Genomic DNA, 20231 nt, shown 5'->3' with positions numbered 1-20231 from the left:
ATGCCTAAAAACCCACCCGCATCGATCCTGAGAAAACTGCCTCAGGGCTATACGCGGTTCTTGATGCCGCTGGTGCTTTCAGTTTTCATGTCGGCCATCGTTTCGGCGGTGGCAACGGCCACAAGCGTCGGCTTGGGCCCTGATTTTGTCGGCCATTGGCCCAACGCCTGGGCGGCCTCCTGGATCGTGGCATTTCCAAGCCTGCTTCTCTTGCTGCCCGTCGTGCGCCGGATCGTCGCTTGGATGGTCGTGCAACCATAGCCGCCGCGCAGCCGGACGTTAACCGGCCGGCCAGGCGAGCATGGCGGCATCGATGATCATGTTGAGCTTCTGCTCGGAAGCGCCGTCGCGGGCCTGGATGGAGAGCCCTTCAAGAACGGTGGTGTAAAAGGCGGCAAGCTGATCGACGTCGGCGGAAGACGGCAGGTCCCCTTCTGCAATGCCTTGCGCAAGGCGGTCTCTCAGCATCGCTTCTCCGTCCAACCGGTTGTCGGCAAGGAACGCACGCACGCCCTCGTTCTCGGGCGCGCCAAGCAGCGACGACAACACGATCATGCAACCGCGCGGCCCCTCGTCGACGGCATAGCCTCGTGCGTTCGATCGCAGCATGGTCTCGACTGCCTCGCGGGACGTGCGGGCTTCGCTGAGACTTCGTGACGTTGCTTGCCCCTCGACGCGGTCGTAGAGTTCGACCGCCTCCCGGAAAATCTCCTCCTTGCAGCCAAAGGTCGAATAGAGGCTAGGCTTGTTGACGCCCATGGCGCCGACGAGATCCTGGATCGATGTGCCCTCATAACCCTGCGCCCAGAAGGTTCGCATGGCGGCAAGCAATGCCGAGTCCCTGTCAAATGCCCTTGGACGCCCGATTTTCGGGGCAGGCTCTGCTTTGGGTTTGCTGCCGGCATTCACGATTCGATCATCCGCAGACCCGCCACGCCAACCCCAATCAGCCCTAGAAACAATAGCTTGGCCGATGACATGTGCTCGCCAAGCACCAGCGTTCCGAAGACCGCCACGCCGAACGCGCCGATCCCCACCCAAATTGCATACGCGGTGCCCACCGGCAGATCCTTCAGCGCCAACCCGAGCAGAACAAGGCTCAGCATGGCAACACTGATACCGATCAAGCTCGGCCAAAACCTCGTCAATCCGTCTGCCTGTTTAAGCGCCAATGCCCAAACGACTTCAAGTGCGCCAGCCAGAACCAACAGTGCCCACGCCATCTGGAATCCCCTCTCACTTTTAACTGCGATGGTGTCAATCGCGGCTCACGGCCCCTGATGGCGACGCTACGCCGTGAAGCCGCCATCGATGGCGAGCGATGCGCCGGTGACGAATCGGCTCTCTGGTCCCGCCAGATACCCGACCGCGGCCGCGATTTCCTCTGCCTGCGCATAGCGCTTGATCGCCATCAGCTCCAATTCCGCGGATACGGTCGGGCCATCGGCGGGATTCATATCCGTGTCGGTCGATCCCGGATCGACAATGTTGACCGTGATGCCACGCTCGCCAACCTCGCGCGCGAGACCCTTGGTGAACCCGATAAGTGCTGATTTGCTCATCGCATAAAGTGTCACCCCCCCATACGGCACCCGCTGAGCAAAGCAGGAGCCGATGGAGATGATGCGGCCGCCGGAACCCATGTAGGAAAGCGCGGCCTGCGATGCCACGAAGACCGCCCCCGCGTGGATCGCCAAGGTATCGTTGATTTCTTGGAGCGTGGTGTCCTCGATCGGGCCGGCGGGGAACACACCGGCGCTATTGACGAGTATGTCCAGTCTGCCCAGTTCCGTGGCGGTCTGCGCTACCGCCGCCCGGACGGCGGCCAGGTCGCGGCTATCCGCCTTGATGGCCAGGACCTTGCCACCGGTTGCAGCCAGTTCGTGGACGAGGTCTTTTGCCGCCTGATCCGATTTCGCATAGGTGAATGCAACATCAGCCCCCTGTTGGGCCAGCCGCCGGACGATGGCCGCGCCAATACCACGCGTGCCCCCGGTTACGAGGGCAGCCTTGCCTTGGAATTCCATATCGACAGTTCCTTTTATACCGATCGGTTAAAAAATCGTACGAGAACTGGCATTCCACGTCAAGGATTGTTGAACGACGGGTGCCCCTCACTCCGAGGTAGTCACCCTGCCCCCCGTTACTTCGCCCCGGCCGCCGACATGGCCTTGAGTTGCGCGCAGGTCTTTTCCTTGTCGGCCGCGCTCAGCGCGCCCAACTGCCCTTTGGTCTTGGTGTACGACTGCGAGAAGGCGGTGTCGAAATCCGCGGGCGTCATGCCATGGGCGCTTGCCGCGGTCTTTTGCTGTTGCTTCATCTGATCGAGCTGCGCCGCCGTGTAGGCATTGCAATACTCGGCGGCGGCGTGCATCTGGCCGCTCAGCGTCGCCATGCTCGGCATCTGCCCCGGCGCGGCCTGCTGCGCGAAGGCGGCGCTGCTGCTCAACGTCAAGGCGGCAGCCACCAGGACGGCATTGCGGCGACGGGAAACGATGGCGTTAGCTTGATTGAAAATCGGCAATTCAGGTCTCCAATGCAATAAAGGGATCAGGTTTACGCGCCGCCCTGCCGCAAGGGCCGCGCGGCGATCGTGCCGCCTACGCAGCGCAGGCAATATGCCCTACTCACTGTTAGCCGCTGATGAATCTATGTAAGCACATGCATCGGCCACGCGAGGCCACGGCCAAGACCTCGCCGGCTCTCCGCTATGGCGCCAGGACCTTTTTCATTGATGGCGCGGGATGCAGCAGATAGTTCTCTCGCTCATAGAAGGGAACGGCATCCGGCCGCGCGTCAAGAAACACGGCGGTCATGCCGCGAGCGCGCGCATCGCGTTCGGCATAATCCATCAGGGCACGACCCGCGCCACTGCCCCGCACCGACGCGTCTACGACCAGGTCATCGACATGCAGGTGCGCCCCGCGCGCCAACGTGTGGACGGGCCGCATGCCCAGCACGCCGATAATCGTCCCATCCCGGAAGGCGGCAACAAGCTCGTAGCCAGAATGCGATTGCCGGCGCACCCGCTCCAGGAACTCCGCCTCGCCAAGCGATCGGAGTTGAGCAATGACGGGATAGGCGCCGCTCCATTCCGCCGGGGACAAGCGTCTGATTTCCAGTTTGCCGTGGGCTTGTGTGGTCATGGTTTCCAATATCCGGATGCGAAAGATCCAGATTGTGCATGAGCCGCGCATCGGGATTGGAGAATTTCTGAGCCTTCCAACCTCGCCTATGCAACACCGCCCAAGCCGCCGTGGCCTGGGCGGTTTTTTCATTCCCGCCGGGATAGCACCGGAATCAATGCCCCGTCGAATCGCCCTGGCGGCTGGCTTCGAACAGGAACCAGGTGCGCCGCTCGGTTTCGTCGATCCAGTTCTCGATCAGGCTGGAGCTGGCGATGTCGCGGTGTTCGTCGGTGATGTTGTGGGCTTCGCGCAGCGCCGCCGCCAGCACCTTGTTGTCTTCACGCAGCTCGGCCAGCATGTCCAGCGGTTGCACGTAGTCGGCGTCGTTGTCCGAGATCCGCTGCGTGCGCGAAATGTGCCCGATCGAACGCAGCGTCGTGCCGCCGATCTTGCGGATGCGTTCCGCGATGGGGTCGGTCATGGCGAACAGCTGATCGCCTTGCTCATCCAGCAGCAGGTGGTAATCGCGGAAGTGCGGCCCGCTTACGTGCCAGTGGAAATTCTTGGTTTTCAGATACAGCGCGAACACGTCGGCCAGTAGCTGGTTCAGCGCGGCGGAGATGTCGCGAGTGGCCGCCGCCGCCAGGTCGGTAGGCGTTGCCAGCGGAAGTTTGCGCCGCTCTTTCAGCGTCTTGGTGGTCTTCTCATTCAGTTTCTTGGCCATGAAATGCCGCTCCTAGGAATGATAGAAAGTACGCAGTCGCGGCACGGACAATGCCGTGCGCGATACCCAAGGGTAATCCCGCAAAGAGGCTTTGCCAATGGCGGGCATCCCGGGCCTATCGGGAAGGAGTATGCTACGCGCCTTCGTCTCAGCCAGATTCACACCATCGCTATGCGCGGCAATCCCGACGCCAGGCAAGGCGCCATCGCGTTGCACGGGTTCTACTTCCTGTATTACGGCCTGCAGGGCGTCAGCATCCCTTTCCTGCCCTTGTGGTTCGCCAGCCGCGGCGTGGATCCCGCCGTCATCGGGCTGATCGTCGCCACCTCCTTCCTGCCCAAGATATTCTCCACGCCGGTGGTGGCGCACCTGGCCGACCAAAGCGGCCGCGCGCACGCGCTGATCGCCTCGGCGCTGGCGGCGTCCCTTGTGCTGTTCATCTGCTATCCGTTTTCGCAGACGCCAGGCTGGATGCTGGCAATCACCCTGCTCCTGAACGCGGTATTTCCCGCCGTGCTGCCGCTGATGGACCGCATGGCGATCGCCAGCGGCCGGCGGCAGGGAAATTCCTACACGATCATGCGGGCCTGCGGGTCGCTCGGTTTTGCGACCATCACCGTCCTCGGCGGCTACCTGATCAAGACCTTCGATACCGATTGGGTGATGTGGCTGTCGATTCTGCTGATCATCGCCTGCCTGGCCTGCGTGCGGCTGCTGCCGCAGGCCGCGCGCCCCACCGCCGACGAGGCGCCCGTCGAACGCGTGCGCCTGCCCATGCTGGCGGTGCTGCGCGACCGGCCGCTCGTGATGTGCATTGCGGCAGCGTCGCTGGTCCAGGCCAGCAACGGTTTCCTCTATTCGTATTCCACGCTCTATTGGACTGCAAGCGGCCTGTCGACCTCGCTGATTTCGCTGCTGTGGGTGGTGGGCGTCGGCAGCGAAGTGCTGTTCTTCTTCCTGGCGCCCAAAGTGCTGGCGCGGACCGGCGCGCAATGGCTGATCCTGGCCTCGGCGGTGATGTCGGCGATCCGCTGGGCGGGGCTGTCCGCCACGACCGACCCGGTGCTGATCGCCGGGCTGCAGCTGCTGCAGTGCTTCACACTGGCCGGCAACAACGCCGCCATCATGTGGTACATCACGCGCCACGTTCCCGCCGCCTGCAAGACGTCGGCGATCGCGCTGTACGCGCTGCTGTCGGGTGGCGTATTCATGTTCGCCAGCATCCAGCTGGGCGGCGCGCTGTACCGCAGCTACGCGCCCGGCGGCTTCATGGTGATGGCCATCTGCGCGCTAGGCGCGGTGCCGCTGATATGGGCATCCGAGAAATGGCGGCGGACGGCGGCGCAATAAAGAGAGCAATGCAGGGAGCAATGCAGGCGGCGCGGATTAAAAAAAGGCCTTGCGGGTTGCAAGGCCTTTTTACTGTCAGCAGCAGCCGATCCGCTTCTTTCCGCCATAGCGCGCGTCCTGGCGCTCGCGGAAGAAGGCTTCGTAGGTCATCGGCTCCTGGTCGGGGTGGGTACGCCGCATGTGTTCCACATACGTCTCGTAGTCCGGCACGCCGACCATCAGCCGAAGCGTCTGCCCCAGGTAACGGCCGGCGGCGCCGGCGGCTGAACTCATGTTGCCAAACAGCATGCGGCGCCTCCTTGGCGGTCAGTCGGCGCCGGCCGCGACCGGCAGCGTTTCGTACGGCGTCTCGCGCGAGGTCGGCTTGTTCTCGGCGCGGGCGCGCTGCACCGATTTCAGGCCGAACACCACGATGCTCACCACCACGAACATGAAGATCGCGCACAGGCCGGCGTTGATGTAGTCGTTCATGACCACGCGCGACATCTCGCCCAGCGACTTGGCCGGAGCCAGGACTTTGCCTTCGGCGATGGCCGCGTTGTACTTCGCGGCGTGGGCCAGGAAGCTTACGCGGGGGTCGGCGTCGAACAGCTTCTGCCAGCCAGCCGTCAGCGTGCAAGCCAGCAGCCACAGCGTGGGCAGGATCGTGACCCACGCGTAGCGGTCGCGCTTCATCTTGAACAGCACGACGGTGCCCAGCGTCAACGCAATCGCGGCCAGCATCTGGTTGGCGATGCCGAACAGCGGCCACAAGGTGTTGATGCCGCCCAGGGGATCCACGACGCCCTGATACAGGAAGTAGCCCCAGGCCGCCACGCACAAGGCGGTGGCGATCAGGTTGGCAGGCAGCGAATCCGTGCGCTTGAGCGACGGGGCGAATGTGCCCAGCAGGTCTTGCAACATGAAGCGGCCGGCGCGCGTGCCCGCGTCCACCGCGGTCAGGATGAAGAGCGCTTCGAACAGGATGGCGAAGTGGTACCAGAAGGCCATCATGCCCGGGCCGCCGATGGCCTGGTGCAGGATGTGCGCCATGCCGACCGCCAGCGTCGGGGCGCCGCCCGCGCGCGAGATGATCGTGCTTTCGCCGACATCCTTGGCCGTCTGGATCAGGTCTTGCGGCGTCACCACGAAGCCCCAGCTGGACACGACCTGGGCCACCTGGTCCGGCGTGGTGCCGATGACCGCGGCCGGGCTGTTCATGGCGTAGTAGATGCCCGGCTCGATCACGCAAGCCGCCACCAGCGCCATGATGGCCACGAACGATTCCATCAGCATGCCGCCATAGCCGATATAGCGGGCCTGGGTTTCGTTTTCGATCAGCTTGGGCGTGGTGCCCGACGCGATCAGGGCATGGAAGCCCGACACGGCGCCGCAGGCGATGGTGATGAACAGGAACGGGAACAGGTTGCCGGACCAGACCGGGCCGGTGCCGTCCACGAACTGCGTCAGCGCGGGCATCTTCAGTTCCGGCGCCACGACCACGATGCCGATCGCCAGGCCGAGGATGGTGCCGATCTTCAGGAAGGTCGACAGGTAGTCGCGCGGCGCCAGCAGCAGCCACACGGGCAGCACCGCGGCGATGAACCCGTAGACGATCAGGATCCAGGTCAGGCCCTTGCCGTCGAAGTCGAACATCGGGCCCAGGACCGGATGCGCGGCCACGTCCTGGCCGAAGGTGATGGCCGCCATCAGGCCGACGAAGCCGATGATGGAGACTTCGCCGATCTTGCCTGGACGGATGTATCGCAGGTACACGCCCATGAACAGCGCGATGGGAATGGTGGCCGCGACGGTGAAAGTGCCCCACGGCGAGTGCGTCAGCGCCTTCACCACGATCAGGGCCAGCACGGCCAGGATGATCACCATGATCATGAAGGCGCCGAACAGCGCGATCACGCCGGGGATCTTGCCCAGTTCGGACTTGACCAGATCGCCCAGCGACCGGCCATCGCGGCGGGTCGAGATGAAGAGGATGGTGAAGTCCTGCACGGCACCGGCGAACACCACGCCCGCCAGGATCCACAGCATGCCCGGCAGATACCCCATCTGCGCCGCAAGCACCGGGCCCACCAGGGGGCCGGCGCCGGCGATGGCGGCGAAGTGGTGGCCGAACAGCACGTGCTTGTTGGTCGGCACATAGTCCAGGCCGTCGTTGTGCTTCCAGGCCGGCGTCATGCGCGAAGCATCCAGCTGGAAGACGTTCTTGGCGATGAAACGGCTGTAGTAGCGGTATGCGATCAAATAAACGCATACGGCGGCGATCACCACCCACAGCGCGTTGATGGTCTCCCCTCTGGCCAGCGCCACGGTGCCCAGCGCGAACGCGCCCAGTACCGCAACCGCCAGCCAGACCAGGTGTTGACCCAGTCCCTTACTGCTGGTTTGCATAAGTGCTCCTCTTGCCTCCCGCCATGCTTGTGGCGTGAAACGCTTTTTTCGTCCCGCGGAAGGCAGACTCATTGTTGTGGGGTGGCGGGCGCGCAGGCGTCCGCACTGCGTCCTTGGGACGCGGGCGTTAGTATTTCGTTTTGCCCCCCTGCCAACAAGCGCGGAACTACGCACGCCGGGTACGTGTTACTACGCAATGCGCCGCAACATAAACCGGTGGGAATCGTAAAATCCGGCGCGTCGACCGACACCCCTCAAGGGGAAATCGTCGTGATGCATTGCACCAATCCCAACCGGGGCCGCCCCCCCACAATATGAAGCTGCGCCTGAAAATCCTGCTGCTTGCCGCCGTGCCCCTGCTGGTGGCGGTCGCCGCCATCACCGTGGCCGTCTATGTGCAGGGCCTGCAACTGGCCCAGCGCGAAAAGCAGGTCGTGGAAAGCGCCTGGCTGGCCAGCAAGGAAAACGAACTGCGCCACTACGTCAGCCTGGCCTACAGCGCCGTCGCCCCTTTGCAGGCGGCGGGCGACGACGAGGCCTCGCGCCAGCAGGCGCTGGAACTGCTGGCGCAGATGGAATTCGGCCACGACGGCTACTTTTTCGTCTACGACCTGAACGGCAAGAACCTGATGCACCCGCGCCAGCCCGAACTGGTCGGGCAAGACCTCTGGAACCTGCGCGACACGCGCGGCCAGGCCGTCATCCAGAACCTGCTGACGGCCGCCCGCCGCGGCGGCCAGCAGGGCGAAGTGGTGCACTACCTGTGGGAGAAGCCTTCCACCCACCTGACCGTCGAAAAGCTGGGCTATGTGGTGGTGCTGGACCGTTGGGGCTGGATGCTGGGCACCGGCATCTACCTGGACGATGTGGAGCAGGCGCTGGTGAGCATCGACGCCGCCGCGCAGGCCAACATCCGCAACATGTTCGCCTGGGTCGCGGGCATCGCCGCCGTGTCCATCCTGGGGGTGGCGGCTTGCGGCCTGGCGCTGAACATCAGCGACCACCGGCAGTCCGACGCCAAGCTGCGGCTGATGGCCCAGCAGCTGGTGCGCTCGCAGGAAGACGAGCGCGCCCGCCTGTCGCGGGAATTGCACGACGGCATCAGCCAGGTGCTGGTGTCCATCAAATTGTCGCTGGAGGCCGCGCGCGAACGGTTGCGGCAATCGCTGCCGGAGCAGCCGCAGGCCCTGGCCCATATCGACCGGCCACTGGGCGGCGCGCTGGACCGCCTGAACAGCGCCGTAGGCGAGGTACGGCGCATTTCGCACAACCTGCGCCCCACCCTGCTGGACGACCTGGGCTTGCCCGCCGCGCTTGAGCACCTGGGCCGCGAGTTCGCCATCCCCAGCGCGGACGGGGCGCCGCCGCTGGCCGTCCGCCTGCGCACCGCCGGGCGCCCGGTCCAACTGCCGGACGCCTATGCCACCGCGCTGTTCCGCGTCACCCAGGAAGCGCTGACCAACGTGATGCGCCACGCCGGCGCCACCCGGGCCGACATGACGCTGGCCTACAGCGCGCACGATCTGCGCCTGACGATTTCGGACGACGGCCGCGGCTTCGACTACGCGGAGGTCCAGCAGGATCCCCGGCGCGGCATCGGGCTGCGCAACATGCGAGAACGCATGACCGCGCTATCCGGTAACCTCAGTTTCCACACCAACGCCCAAGGCACGACCTTGCAGGCGTGGCTGCCCCTGCCGGCCCCGGCCGCCCCTACCGCGACGACCCAAGCATGACCGAACCCCACGACGCCATCCGACTTCTGCTGGTCGACGACCACCCCCTGGTGCGCGACGGGCTGCGCCTGCGCCTGGAGACCGTGCCGCGCCTGCGCGTGGTGGGCGAAGCCGGCAACGCGCAGGCGGCGCTGATGTTCCTGGCGGACTGCGTGGCCGAGGATCCCCAGGGCGGCACCCTGCCCCATCTGGTGCTGATGGACCTGAACATGCCCGGCGTGGGCGGACTGGAGCTGACGGCGCAATTGCACGAACGCTACCCGCAGATCGCCGTGCTGGTGCTGTCCATGCACGACAACCCCGAATACATGGTGCAGGCGGTGAAGGCCGGCGCCCGCGGCTATCTGTTGAAGGACGAACCCGCCGAAGAGATCGTCACCGCGATCGGTGCGGTGGTCGCGGGCCGCAGCTATTTCAGCGCGGCGGTGGCCGTGCGGCTGTCCCAGGCCAGCGCTCCCGCGACCCTTTTGACGCAGCGCGAACGCGACGTGCTGCGCCACATCGCCGGCGGCCAGGCCAACAAGCAGATCGCCCTGGCGCTGGGCCTGTCCGTGCGCACGGTCGAGACGCACCGGCTGAACATCAAGCGCAAGCTGGGCATCGACGGGCAGGCCGAACTGATCAAGTACGCCGTCGAGAACCGGGGCGTCTGACCCGCCGGGTCCGAAACGGCCGCCTGACCCGCCGCCCGCGCTGCGGTAGACTTGCCTCCATTGCGGCGTCCCCGACGCCAGACGACACGACACAACGCCACGACGAGCGCGCTGCCCCCAGGAGTCCCCCCATGTCATTGGAAAAGAACTACACCGCCATTCTCGAAGCACTAGGGGAAGACCCGTCCCGCGAAGGGCTGGCTGACACGCCCGCCCGCGCGGCCAAGGCCATGCGCCACCTGTGCCGCGGCTATGGCCAGAACCTGGACGAAATCGTCAACGGCGCGCTGTTCACCTCGGACACGCGCGAAATCGTGCTGGTCAAGAACATCGAGCTCTACTCGCTGTGCGAACACCACATGCTGCCCTTCATCGGCAAGGCCCACGTGGCCTACCTGCCGGCCGGCCGCGTGCTGGGCCTGTCCAAGGTCGCCCGCATCGTCGAGATGTACGCCCGCCGCCTGCAGATCCAGGAGAACCTCAGCCGCCAGATCGCCGAAGCCGTCCAGACGGTCACCGGCGCGGCAGGCGTGGCCGTGGTCATCGAAGCCCAGCACATGTGCATGATGATGCGCGGCGTGGAAAAGCAGAACTCGTCCATGGTCACGTCCGTGATGCTGGGCGAATTCCACGAAAACCCGTCGACCCGGGCTGAATTCCTGAGCCTCATCCGCTGATCCCGATTGCGGCCGAAGGCCAGCGCCGCTTTCCGGCCGAATGCCGCATGCGGCATGGAGACGCCGCTACCTCATGGACTACCGCCACGCCAGAGCGTCATCACCGCCGTTGGCGCGCAGATAGCGTCCATAGCCGGGCGCGCTGGTAACGCGTCGTCCGTCGAAAACCTGCCGGCCGCGGCACCACGTTCCCGCTACACGCACTGAAAACGCCCGCGGATCAGCCGCTGAAATCCGGTCGCCGGATTCGCGGTTCAGCATCGAAGGGACAGAACGCTGAGGTGCCAGGATCACAAGGTCCGCGTCCTTTCCAATATCGAACGACCCTTTGGCGTGGTTCAAGAAGAAGTGACAGGCCGGGTTGTGGCAAAGCAGTCTGACCACCATAGCCGGTTCAATGCCGCGCTGTGCGCACCCCGTCCATAAGGCGGGCAACAGCACGTCGGGGCCGTAGCCATCCGGCTGCCCGCCCACCATGAACCCTGACGAAACAAAGGTGCACTCGTCATTGGCCAGGCGACGCCATACGTGCTCCACGTCGTCGCGAGCCTCGGCAGACCCGTCGCCAGCCGGGTCCATATCGCCGCCCGCCACCAAACTGCGTATGCCCGTTTCGACACTGACCGGAAATCCTGCCTGCCGGTATCCAGCGCATAGATCGAAACCTCTGGGCGTCGACACGTCGGCGACGTGCGTGCGCGCTCCCGTCACCGCGCTGATCCGGCACAACAACCGCGTCGCCAGCCCTTCAATAAGTTGCGTGTGCCGACGCCGCAACGCGTCCCAGCGTCTCCCCCCCATGCCAAGCAGCCGTCTGGAGGCCCGGCTGGCCGCCCCATCCACCTGATAGTGCATGCCACATGCCAGGCCCAATGGCGCCAGTGCGCGGAACGTCGCATACAGATCGTCCTCGAAGCGAACCAGCGGATCGCGGCCGGCCTCGAACGCGGGAATCGAGATAGCGCAGATTCCGCCTTCCATCAGTTCCATGGCCGCCATCAGGCCATGTTCGGCGTCCAGCGTGCCAGCCACGGCCACGTCCACATGCCCCCGACGTGCGATATCGGCCGCCACCGCCTCCAGGCGCATGCGACAGACAACGGGTTGAGCATGCTCGAAATGCATATCCACGACAACCGTGGCGCCACCCGCCGCCGCCGCGCGCGAAGCAATCTCCAACCCCGCGCCCCCAGGCATTCCGCTAGCGCGGATACGGCCATCCACAACGCCCGGCATGACCCAGTTCCCCCGAGCGTCGACCAGTTCGCGCGCACGCGGCGGCCTGTACTTGCCCAAAGCCGCAATTTTGCCGTCAAGCACGGCCAACCATCTATTCTTGTAGGTGCCCGCCGAGGTGACAAAGTCGCCACGGACGACCATGTCGAAATCACCCATACCGGGCATCCGACGTCAGTGCGGCAAATGGCTGCTGCAAGGCATGCCGGCTGGGCGCGGCCAGGACATGCACAGCCCCGATCGCTTCGGCGACGGTAAACACCGACACCGTCGCCGCCAGTCCCTGGGTTTGTTCACGCAACGACTGCGCGGCCGCCGCCGCCTGCTCGACCAGCGCCGCGTTCTGCTGGGTCACCTGGTCCATTTGGACGACTGCACGATTGACCTGCTCGATACCTGCGGACTGCTGGATCGATGCCGCCGCAATCTGTGCCATGATCTCCGTCACCCGGCTGACAGCCGCGACAATCTCCTGCATGGTTTCGCCCGCCAACCCCACTTGCTGGGTGCCTGCGCTGACTCGCGCCGAGGACTCCACAATCAATTCCTTGACCTCTTTCGCGGCGATTGCGCTGCGCTGCGCCAATGCCCGGACCTCGGCCGCCACGACGGCAAACCCCTTGCCTTGCCCACCCGCGCGCGCCGCCTCCACCGCGGCATTGAGCGCCAGAATGTTCGTCTGAAATGCGATCCCGTCAATGACCGAGACGATCTCGGAGATCCTCGACGAACTCGTCGAAATCTCTTCCATGGTCCGCACGACTTCGGCTACCGCCTGGCCTCCCCGGTTCGCCACCTGAGACGCTCCCTCGGCCAGTTGATTGGCTTGCCTGGCATTGTCGGCATTCTGCTTCACCGTGGCCGCCAGCTGCTCCATCGATGCCGCCGTCTCTTCCAACGAGGCCGCTTGCTGCTCCGTGCGCGCGGACAGGTCCAGGTTCCCATCAGCGATTTCCTGGGTACCCGAACCGATCTCTCGCACTCCCCGGCCGACCTCCCCGACGGTGTACGCCAGACTGGCCTGCATCCGCTGCAACGCAGAAAACAGCTGACCCAGCTCGTTCGTGGAATGCACCGTGATGTCGCCAGTCAAGTCACCGCCGGCGATACGCTGAAAATGGTCTCCAGCCAGCGTCAATGGCCGAAGCACGGCGCGGCTGACGAAGTAGGCGGCCCCTATGCCAAGCAGCGCCGAGCCCGCCAGCAGCACCACGATGACGATAATCGCGTCGACGTAGGCTTCCTCGCTCTCCAGGACATACTGATCCGTCTTCAAGTCGACATAGCGCAGGAAATCCGACATGACGGTGTCGAACTCGGTCGTGGCCGCCTGGAACGAACGGCTCAACGCCGCGGATTCGGCATTTTCCGGCTGCCGCAGCTGCTTGAAATACGCTTGCATCAGCTCGCCATATTGCTTGAACTCCCTCAGCACCGGTTCGGCCTTCTCCTGCACGTCCGCCGACTTGGGCGCTTCCGCGAACTTCCGAAAACTCGCCAAACCCGCCTTCCAGAACTCGTCCGCACGCTGTATTGCCACCGCCGCTTCGGCCTCTCGTTGCGCCTGCGAATGTGCCCACGCCCTGTCCATCATCAGGCGTGCGCGCAACATCAGCGTGAAAGCCCCGTAGGCCGGCATCACTTGTTTCGACATCGTCGCATTGAGGTCGGTCAGTTTTTCATTGCTGGACCGCAACCCCATCCATGACGCGCCGTTTGCCGCGATCATGGCGGCCATGAATGCCGCAAGCACCAGCGCCAGGCAATGGCGCACCTTTAAATTCTTCAACATAATTTCCCCCCACTTTTCGCCTACGTCTCGGGCCGTCTGAAAGAGCGATCTGCCGCAGATCGGAATCGCTCAAATTTATCCGCAACAACTCGTCAGATTGTTAACAAATGCATAACAATTGGTCTGATCCGGTTGGATCCTAAGGAACCGAGAATCTGGCCCTAGCGTTCTGGTCCGATCCGGGCAAACTGGCACTCAGCAAGCCGGTTGCGCCGGGGCGCGGCCGCTCTCTCTCGGAGACCACCATGAACGCGATATTCCGCCACATCCGCCGCTGCACCCTTGCCGGCCTGGCCGCCGCGCTGCTGGCCGCGCCGGCTTATGCCCAGACCAAGCTGGTCGTGGGCTACCAGTTGATCGTGGGCCCGTTCCTGTCCGCCATCGCGGACGGCAGTTTCGATTCCGCGCTGAAAGAGGCCGGCTACCAGGTCGACTGGCGGCAGTTCACCTCCGGCGGCGACATCTCCACCGCGCTGGCCTCCGGCAACGTGCCTGTCGGCGTGCTGGGCTCCACCGGCATCACCTCGGCCTCCACCCGCGGCGTGGACATGCAGCTGTTCTGGATCCTGGACAACATCGGGAAATCCGAAGCGCTGGTCGCCCGCAACGGCTCCGGCATCAACAGCACCGCCGACCTGAAAGGCAAGCGCGTCGCCACGCCGTTCGTATCGACCTCCCACTTCCACCTGCTGGTGGGGTTGGAGCAGGTATGGAAGATCTCGCCGCGCGACGTGCGCATCCTGAACATGCAGCCGCCGCAAATCGTGGCCGCCTGGCAGCGCGGCGATATCGACGCCGCCTATGTCTGGCCGCCCGCGCTGACGGAGATCGCCAAGAGCGGCAAGATCATCGCCGACTCCCAGCAGATCGGCGCCGCCAGCGTGCCCACCTTCGACGGCATCGTGGTGGACCGCGCCTGGGCCGCCAAGAACCCGAAATTCATGGCCGCCTTCACCGGCGTGCTGGCCAAGTCCTACGCCGATTACCGCGCCAACGGCGCCAAGTGGACCGCCGAGTCGCCGCAGGTCAAGGGCATCGTGCGCCTGATCGGCGGCAAGCCCGATGACGTCGTCGAGGCGCTGGGCCTGCTGGTGTTCCCCACCGCGCAGGAACAGGCGTCGAACGAATGGCTGGGCGGCGGCAAGGAATCGGGCGCGGCGCGGGCCTTCGCCGCCAGCGCCACGTTCCTGAAAGACCAGAAGCAGATTGACAAGGCTCTGGCCGACTACAGCCCGCACGTCACGGACCAGTACGCGAAAGCCGCGGCCAAGTAAGCGGCCTGGCGCGCCACAAGGGGAGCCCGCATGACCATGCCGTCCACCTCCGCCGCGCAGCGGCTTTGCGCGGAACAAGTCAGCGTCACCTATCCTGGCCTGCACGACAGCGGGCCGGTGATCGCGCTGCAGAACGTCAACCTGACCATCCAGCCCGGCGAATTCGTCGTGGCGCTGGGCGCCTCGGGCTGCGGCAAGACCACCTTGCTCAGCCTGCTGGCGGGGTTCCTGTCCCCGACAGAGGGGGAAATCACGCTGGGCGGCCGGCCCATCGTGGGCCCCGGCGCCGACCGCGGCGTCGTTTTCCAGAAGCACGCCCTGCTGCCCTGGCTGAACGTGCTGGAGAACACGGAATTCGGGCTGAAACTGCAAGGCGTGGACAAGGCAACGCGACGCGCCCGCGCGCGCCGCAACCTGGAACTGGTGGGTTTGCAGGACTTCCACCGCCACATGATCTACCAGCTGTCCGGCGGCATGCAGCAACGCGTGGGCATCGCGCGCGCACTGACCTGCGACCCCGCCATGCTGCTGATGGACGAGCCGATGGCGGCGCTGGACGCGTTGACGCGCGAAACCATCCAGGAGCTGCTGCTGGACATCTGGCGGCAGACCAGCAAGATGTTCTTCTTCATCACCCATAGCGTTGAAGAGGCGCTCTTCCTGGGGTCGCGGCTGATCGTCATGTCGCCTCGCCCGGGCCGCATCACGCACACCTTCACGCCGGACTTCAACCGGCGCTACCTGGAGACCCGCGATGGCCGTGGCATCAAATCCAGTCCCGACTTCATCGCCATGCGCGAACAAGTCCTTGGCATCATCTACGGCGACGAGCGCGCCGCCGCCTCGCCCGAAGCCGTCCATGGCTAGGAACCGGTCAGGGCACAAGCCCGCGACGCCGGGAATGGTCTACGGCGCGCCGGGCGCCGGCTACAGCGGGCACATCAGCCTGATCACCAGCCTGGCGGTGATCGCCCTGTGGTTCCTGGTGACCAGCGCGGGCTGGGTGCGGCCGCTGTTCCTGCCGTCTCCGATCGCCGTGTATGACAAGTTCGTCTCGGCCATGACGGACGGCGTCGCCAATTCCACCCTGGCCGAGCATGCGCTGGCCAGCTTGACGCGCGTCTTCGGCGCGTTCCTCCTGGCCTGCCTCACCGCCATTCCAGTGGGCATCCTGATGGGCGTGAACCGCTTTGCGCGCGGCATCTTCGATCCGCCCATCGAGTTCTACCGCCCGCTGCCGCCCCTGGCCTATCTGCCGCTGATCATTATCTGGTTCGGCATCGGCGAGTTTCCGAAGATCCTGCTGATCTACCTGGCCATCTTCGCGCCCATGGCGATCGCCGCCCGCGCGGGCGTGCGCTCGGTCTCGATAGAGCAGATCCATGCCGCCTATGCGATGGGCGGCACGCGGATGCAGATCGTCTGGCACGTGATCCTGAAGGCGGCCATGCCCGAGATCTTCACGGGGATGCGCATCGGGATCGGGGTCGGATGGACCACGCTGGTCGCCGCCGAAATGGTGGCCGCCGACCGGGGCCTGGGATTCATGGTGCTGAACGCCGCCCAGTTCCTGGCCAGCGATACCGTCATCATGGGCATCATCGTGATCGGCGTGTTCGCCTTCGCCTTCGACCTGCTGGTGCGCTACCTGGAGAAATTCGCCATCCCCTGGAAGGGACGCATCTAAGACGGTTTCCAACAGGGCAATCCCCCATTTCTTCGCCCTGGCGGCTCCTCTATCCTGAGGCTCAGATCCGGAACCCGACCCCGCCCGCGCCCTGCGCCGGGGTCCCGCATCGCCTTCACAAGGAGCCGTCATGTCCAGCCAGGCCTCGATGCTCAAGCCTGTGTTGTGGGAACGCCTGTTTGAAAGGGAAAGCGCACCCAATCTCAGCCTGCAGGGCCGCGTGCGCCAGATGCTGGTGTCGGCCATCCTCAGCGGCCACCTGCCGCCCGGCATGCCGGTGCCCTCCAGCCGGCAACTGGCCGACCAGTTGCACATCGCCCGCAACACGGTCGTCTTCGCGTACCAGCAACTGGTCAGCGAAGGGTATCTGGTGTCGCGCGAGCGCAGCGGCCACTTCGTCTGCGATTCCGTCATGCAGGGACATTCCGGTTCGGCCTCAGACGTCGCCCATGCCGCGCCCCAGGACGAGGCGCCGGACCCGCGGCGCGTGCGATGGGAGGAACGGCTGCGCTTCCGTCCTTCACGGCAGCGCAATATCACCAAACCGCAAGACTGGCAGAAGCAGCCCTACCCCTTCGTCTACGGCCAGTTCGACCCCGACCTGTTCCCCACCGCCGAATGGCGCGAATGCTGCATCAAGGCGCTGTCCGTGCTGGACATCCGCAGCTGGGCGCCAGACCTCATCACGCACGACGACCCCACGCTGATCGAGCAGATCCGCACCCAGGTCCTGCCGCGCCGGGGCGTCTGGGCCGACGCCGAGGAAATCGTCATCACCGTCGGCGCGCAGCACGCCCTGTACCTGCTGGCCGACCTGCTGGTGAACGACGACACGGTCGTCGGCATGGAAGACCCCGGCTACCCCGATGCCCGCAACATCTTCGCCAGCCACACCCGCAACCTGCTGCCGCTGCCCGTGGACGAGCGCGGCCTGTGCACGGGCACGCACCTGCTCGGCTGCGACTATGTCTTCGTCACGCCCGGCCATCAGTGCCCCACCACGGTCACGCTGGCGATGGAACGCCGGGAAAATCTGTTGGCGTTGGCGCGCCAGGCCGACAGCATGATCATCGAAGACGATTTCGAAAGCGAAAGCCGTTGGGGAGAAGGGGCGATCCCGGCGCTGAAAAGCCTGGACCGCGACGGCCGCGTCATCTACGTCGGCAGCCTGGCCAAATCGTTCGCGCCGGGCCTGCGCATCGGCTACATCGTCGCGCCGCGCGAACTCACCAGCGAACTGCGGGCCCTGCGCCGGCTGATGCTGCGCCATCCCTCCGCGTATATCCAGCGCGCCTTCTCGCTGTTCATCTCGCTGGGCCACCACCATTCGCTGCTGCGCAAACAGTCGCAGGCATATCAGAAGCGCGGCGCCGAGCTGGCCCAGGCGCTGGCCCGGCACCTGCCCGATTTCAAGGCGATCCCCATCACGGGCTCGTCGTCCTGCTGGCTGGCCGGACCGCCTTGGCTGGACGCCGCCGAACTGTCCGAGGCCGCGCTGGCCGAAGGCGTCGTGGTCGAACCGGGGAACGTGTTCTTCATGAACGGCGCCGACGCGCCGCGCAACTACCTGCGGGTGGGTTTCACGTCGATCCGGCCCGAGCATATCGGGCCGGGAATCGAAAAGCTGGCGCAGGTGGTGCACCGCTACCGCTTGCGCACGGCGGCGTAGGCCCGCGCCCGACGCCCCGCGCCCGTTTGCGCTAGAGGTGCTCGTCGCGCAGGTGGTACCAGCGGTACAGCAAGCCCTGGCCGATCCGGCGGAACGGCGCGAACAAGTGCCCGGGCAGCGGCGAATCATAGATGGGCAAGTCCCAGGCCAGCCCGTCCTTGCCCATCATCCGTTCGGCCAGCCGCTTGCCCGCGTGTGCCGAGAATGCCACGCCATTGCCGCCATAGCCGAACGCGTAGTACACCGGCAGTGCCGGATCGGGCTGCGTTACGCGCGGCATCATGTCGTGGCTGACGTCCACCCAGCCCCACCAGGAATACGCGACGTCCACGCCGCGCAGCGACGGGAACTTGCGCGCCAGGCCTTCGCGCAGCAGCGCCAGATGGCGGGGATGCTGCGCGTCCGCGCCGCGCAACGCACTGCGGCTGCCGATCTGCATCCGGCCATCCGGCAGCAGACGGTAGTAGAAGCGCAAGGTGCGGGTATCTGTGATGAATACGGTGCTCTTCAAGCCCGCCGCCTCGCGTTCGGCCGGCGACAGCACCCGCGTCACCAGCGAATTCGACAGCACGGGCATGATGCGGTTGTCCAGCAACGGGTTCACGCCCTGCGCGGTATAGCCGCCGGTGGCGAACGCCACCCGACGCGCCCGCACCACGCCGCCCGGCGTCTCCAGCAGGATGACGCCGTTTTCCACGCGCCAGCCCAGCACGGGGCTGGACGGGTGCACGCGCACCCCCAGCGCCCGCGCCTGGCGCAGATAGCCATAGGCCAGCTTCAACGGGTGCACGCCCACGCCATCGGGCTCGTGCATGGCGCCGACCGCTTCGTGGTCGTCCACGTAGCGCTCGCGCAGTTCGTCCTTGCCGAGCATCCTGGCGTCGTAGCCGAACACCTCGCGCATCACGCGGGCCTCGTTCTCCAGGAACGCCATCTTCTTCTGGCGGTGCGCCGTGTACAGATGCCCGCCCGGCTGCGCGTCGCAATCCACTTGCGCGACCAGGCTCTTCCAGTATTCGAAGCCCTCGCGGATTTCCGCGTCCAGGCGGCGGGCGGTATCCAGCCCCCAGCGTTCGATCCATTGCGACCGGTACAGGCGCCCCGATGCGTTCTGCCCCTGGCCGCCGTTGCGGCTGGTGCAACCCCACACGACGCGGTTGGCCTCCAGCACCACTGCGCGCACGCCGAAATCGCGCGCCAGCGTCAACGCGGCCGACAGGCCTGTGAAGCCCGACCCGACGATCACCATGTCGGCATCGACGTCGCCCTGGATGGGCCCGTCATCCTCGGGCGGATCGCCAGCGCTGGCGACCCAGTAGGTGGGCGCATAGTCCTGCCCCCGCCCGGGCGGCGACACCAGGGGGTCATAGGTCGGGTTGTAGGCGTTGGCGCCCGGGGTGGCCGCGCGCGGCGGGCGGGAGGTGTCGAAGGGCATTTGGGTATCCATGCTTCGAATCCGTGTCCTGGGTGTTTCCGGAGAGCTTCCGGCGTGCTTCCGAGGCCCGAGGCGGGCGTCAGGCTCGGGCCGGCAATGCCGGGCGCTGCTTGCGGAATGCATTCTTCACGCGGATCTTGCCGTCCTGGAACGTAAAGACGTCGACCATGTCCGCTTCGACCCGCGAGCCGTCCGCAGCGGTGCCCGTGAACGTGCATTCGGACACGCCCCGGTCGCCTGCGATCCAATGCTGGCCGTTGTTCCATTGCGCATCGGGAAAGTTCTTCCAGGCCGCCGCGAAGGCCGCGCGGACCGCTTCGGTCCCCGTGTGCCGGCTGCCGCAGGCATCCGGGCCGCCCACGGTCTCGAACACGCAGTCCTCGCTCATGAAGCTCATCAAGGCATCGATATCGTGGCGGTTCCAGGCGGCCGCGAATTCGGCCAGCATGTCCACGGTGACGGTCTTGTGCATTGCCTACCCT

General features: G+C 65.4%; 21 protein-coding genes. 9 read left to right on the top strand and 12 right to left on the bottom strand.

What is annotated here, in order from left to right; all coding sequences use genetic code 11:
• Nucleotides 1-261, top strand: a complete 261-nt coding sequence (locus tag A9973_RS02060; protein ID WP_183012101.1) for a DUF2798 domain-containing protein — start codon at nucleotides 1-3, stop codon at nucleotides 259-261.
• Nucleotides 262-279: 18 nt separating this feature from the next.
• On the opposite strand, the gene A9973_RS02055 is transcribed toward A9973_RS02060, so the two are convergent.
• From A9973_RS02055 to A9973_RS02030, 6 genes are all read right to left on the bottom strand, one after another.
• Nucleotides 280-819, bottom strand: a complete 540-nt coding sequence (locus tag A9973_RS02055) for a TetR/AcrR family transcriptional regulator (protein ID WP_255468990.1) — start codon at nucleotides 817-819, stop codon at nucleotides 280-282.
• A gap of 86 nt (nucleotides 820-905) precedes the next feature.
• Nucleotides 906-1223 (bottom strand): multidrug efflux SMR transporter, encoded by a 318-nt coding sequence (locus A9973_RS02050; RefSeq protein ID WP_183012099.1) that lies wholly within the window; start codon nucleotides 1221-1223, stop codon nucleotides 906-908.
• A 66-nt stretch (nucleotides 1224-1289) separates the two neighbouring features.
• Nucleotides 1290-2027 carry a 3-oxoacyl-ACP reductase family protein gene (locus A9973_RS02045; RefSeq protein WP_183012098.1) on the bottom strand — a complete coding sequence of 246 codons (738 nt, stop codon included), beginning with the start codon at nucleotides 2025-2027 and terminating at the stop codon, nucleotides 1290-1292.
• Nucleotides 2028-2143: 116 nt separating this feature from the next.
• Nucleotides 2144-2524 carry a hypothetical protein gene (locus A9973_RS02040; RefSeq protein WP_255468976.1) on the bottom strand — a complete coding sequence of 127 codons (381 nt, stop codon included), beginning with the start codon at nucleotides 2522-2524 and terminating at the stop codon, nucleotides 2144-2146.
• A gap of 184 nt (nucleotides 2525-2708) precedes the next feature.
• Nucleotides 2709-3146, bottom strand: coding sequence for a GNAT family N-acetyltransferase (locus A9973_RS02035; RefSeq protein WP_183012097.1), 438 nt, complete (start codon nucleotides 3144-3146; stop codon nucleotides 2709-2711).
• A gap of 154 nt (nucleotides 3147-3300) precedes the next feature.
• Nucleotides 3301-3852 (bottom strand): Dps family protein, encoded by a 552-nt coding sequence (locus tag A9973_RS02030; RefSeq protein WP_183012096.1) that lies wholly within the window; start codon nucleotides 3850-3852, stop codon nucleotides 3301-3303.
• A gap of 171 nt (nucleotides 3853-4023) precedes the next feature.
• On the opposite strand from A9973_RS02030, the gene A9973_RS02025 reads away from it, so the two are divergent.
• Complete coding sequence (locus tag A9973_RS02025) at nucleotides 4024-5202, top strand: MFS transporter (RefSeq protein ID WP_183012095.1); 1179 nt, start codon at nucleotides 4024-4026, stop codon at nucleotides 5200-5202.
• Between the two features lie 75 nt (nucleotides 5203-5277).
• On the opposite strand, the gene A9973_RS02020 is transcribed toward A9973_RS02025, so the two are convergent.
• A complete protein-coding gene (locus A9973_RS02020) occupies nucleotides 5278-5490 on the bottom strand; it encodes a YbdD/YjiX family protein (protein ID WP_085946884.1) in 213 nt (70 codons plus the stop codon).
• A gap of 18 nt (nucleotides 5491-5508) precedes the next feature.
• Entirely contained in the window at nucleotides 5509-7590 is a 2082-nt protein-coding gene (locus A9973_RS02015) for a carbon starvation CstA family protein (protein WP_183012094.1), read from the bottom strand.
• A 314-nt stretch (nucleotides 7591-7904) separates the two neighbouring features.
• Between A9973_RS02015 and A9973_RS02010 the strand changes: the two genes are divergently transcribed.
• From A9973_RS02010 to folE, 3 genes are all read left to right on the top strand, one after another.
• Nucleotides 7905-9326, top strand: a complete 1422-nt coding sequence (locus A9973_RS02010; RefSeq protein WP_183012093.1) for a cache domain-containing protein — start codon at nucleotides 7905-7907, stop codon at nucleotides 9324-9326.
• Entirely contained in the window at nucleotides 9323-9979 is a 657-nt protein-coding gene (locus tag A9973_RS02005; protein ID WP_183012092.1) for a response regulator transcription factor, read from the top strand. Before A9973_RS02010 ends, A9973_RS02005 begins: the two co-directional genes overlap by 4 nt.
• Before the next feature lie 131 nt (nucleotides 9980-10110).
• Nucleotides 10111-10656: a GTP cyclohydrolase I FolE gene (gene folE / locus A9973_RS02000; protein ID WP_183012091.1), complete on the top strand. Its 546-nt coding sequence runs from the start codon at nucleotides 10111-10113 to the stop codon at nucleotides 10654-10656.
• A gap of 78 nt (nucleotides 10657-10734) precedes the next feature.
• Here folE and A9973_RS01995 read toward each other — a convergent pair whose 3' ends face one another.
• Nucleotides 10735-12051: an amidohydrolase family protein gene (locus A9973_RS01995; protein WP_183012090.1), complete on the bottom strand. Its 1317-nt coding sequence runs from the start codon at nucleotides 12049-12051 to the stop codon at nucleotides 10735-10737.
• Complete coding sequence (locus tag A9973_RS31305) at nucleotides 12044-13684, bottom strand: methyl-accepting chemotaxis protein (protein ID WP_183012089.1); 1641 nt, start codon at nucleotides 13682-13684, stop codon at nucleotides 12044-12046. The genes A9973_RS01995 and A9973_RS31305 overlap by 8 nt, the downstream gene beginning before the upstream one ends.
• A 245-nt stretch (nucleotides 13685-13929) precedes the next feature.
• Between A9973_RS31305 and tauA the strand changes: the two genes are divergently transcribed.
• From tauA to A9973_RS01970, 4 genes are all read left to right on the top strand, one after another.
• A complete protein-coding gene (tauA, locus tag A9973_RS01985) occupies nucleotides 13930-14958 on the top strand; it encodes a taurine ABC transporter substrate-binding protein (RefSeq protein ID WP_183012088.1) in 1029 nt (342 codons plus the stop codon).
• A 30-nt stretch (nucleotides 14959-14988) separates the two neighbouring features.
• Nucleotides 14989-15825, top strand: a complete 837-nt coding sequence (locus A9973_RS01980; protein WP_183012087.1) for a taurine ABC transporter ATP-binding protein — start codon at nucleotides 14989-14991, stop codon at nucleotides 15823-15825.
• Nucleotides 15818-16645, top strand: a complete 828-nt coding sequence (locus A9973_RS01975) for an ABC transporter permease subunit (protein WP_183012086.1) — start codon at nucleotides 15818-15820, stop codon at nucleotides 16643-16645. The genes A9973_RS01980 and A9973_RS01975 overlap by 8 nt, the downstream gene beginning before the upstream one ends.
• 130 nt (nucleotides 16646-16775) lie before the next feature.
• Complete coding sequence (locus tag A9973_RS01970; RefSeq protein WP_183012085.1) at nucleotides 16776-18314, top strand: PLP-dependent aminotransferase family protein; 1539 nt, start codon at nucleotides 16776-16778, stop codon at nucleotides 18312-18314.
• 31 nt (nucleotides 18315-18345) lie between these two features.
• Here the strand turns inward: A9973_RS01970 and A9973_RS01965 are convergent, their stop codons facing one another.
• Together A9973_RS01965 and A9973_RS01960 are read right to left on the bottom strand one after the other, a co-directional pair.
• Nucleotides 18346-19761 carry an FAD-binding oxidoreductase gene (locus A9973_RS01965; RefSeq protein WP_183012084.1) on the bottom strand — a complete coding sequence of 472 codons (1416 nt, stop codon included), beginning with the start codon at nucleotides 19759-19761 and terminating at the stop codon, nucleotides 18346-18348.
• A gap of 67 nt (nucleotides 19762-19828) precedes the next feature.
• Nucleotides 19829-20221, bottom strand: a complete 393-nt coding sequence (locus A9973_RS01960; RefSeq protein WP_183012083.1) for a nuclear transport factor 2 family protein — start codon at nucleotides 20219-20221, stop codon at nucleotides 19829-19831.
• Nucleotides 20222-20231 lie beyond the last annotated feature (10 nt).

This window comes from Achromobacter sp. UMC46, assembly GCF_014170335.1.
Taxonomy (GTDB): domain Bacteria; phylum Pseudomonadota; class Gammaproteobacteria; order Burkholderiales; family Burkholderiaceae_B; genus Achromobacter.
The sequence above is the reverse complement of the archived record's forward strand: the minus strand, read 5'-3'. Positions and strand labels throughout refer to the sequence as shown.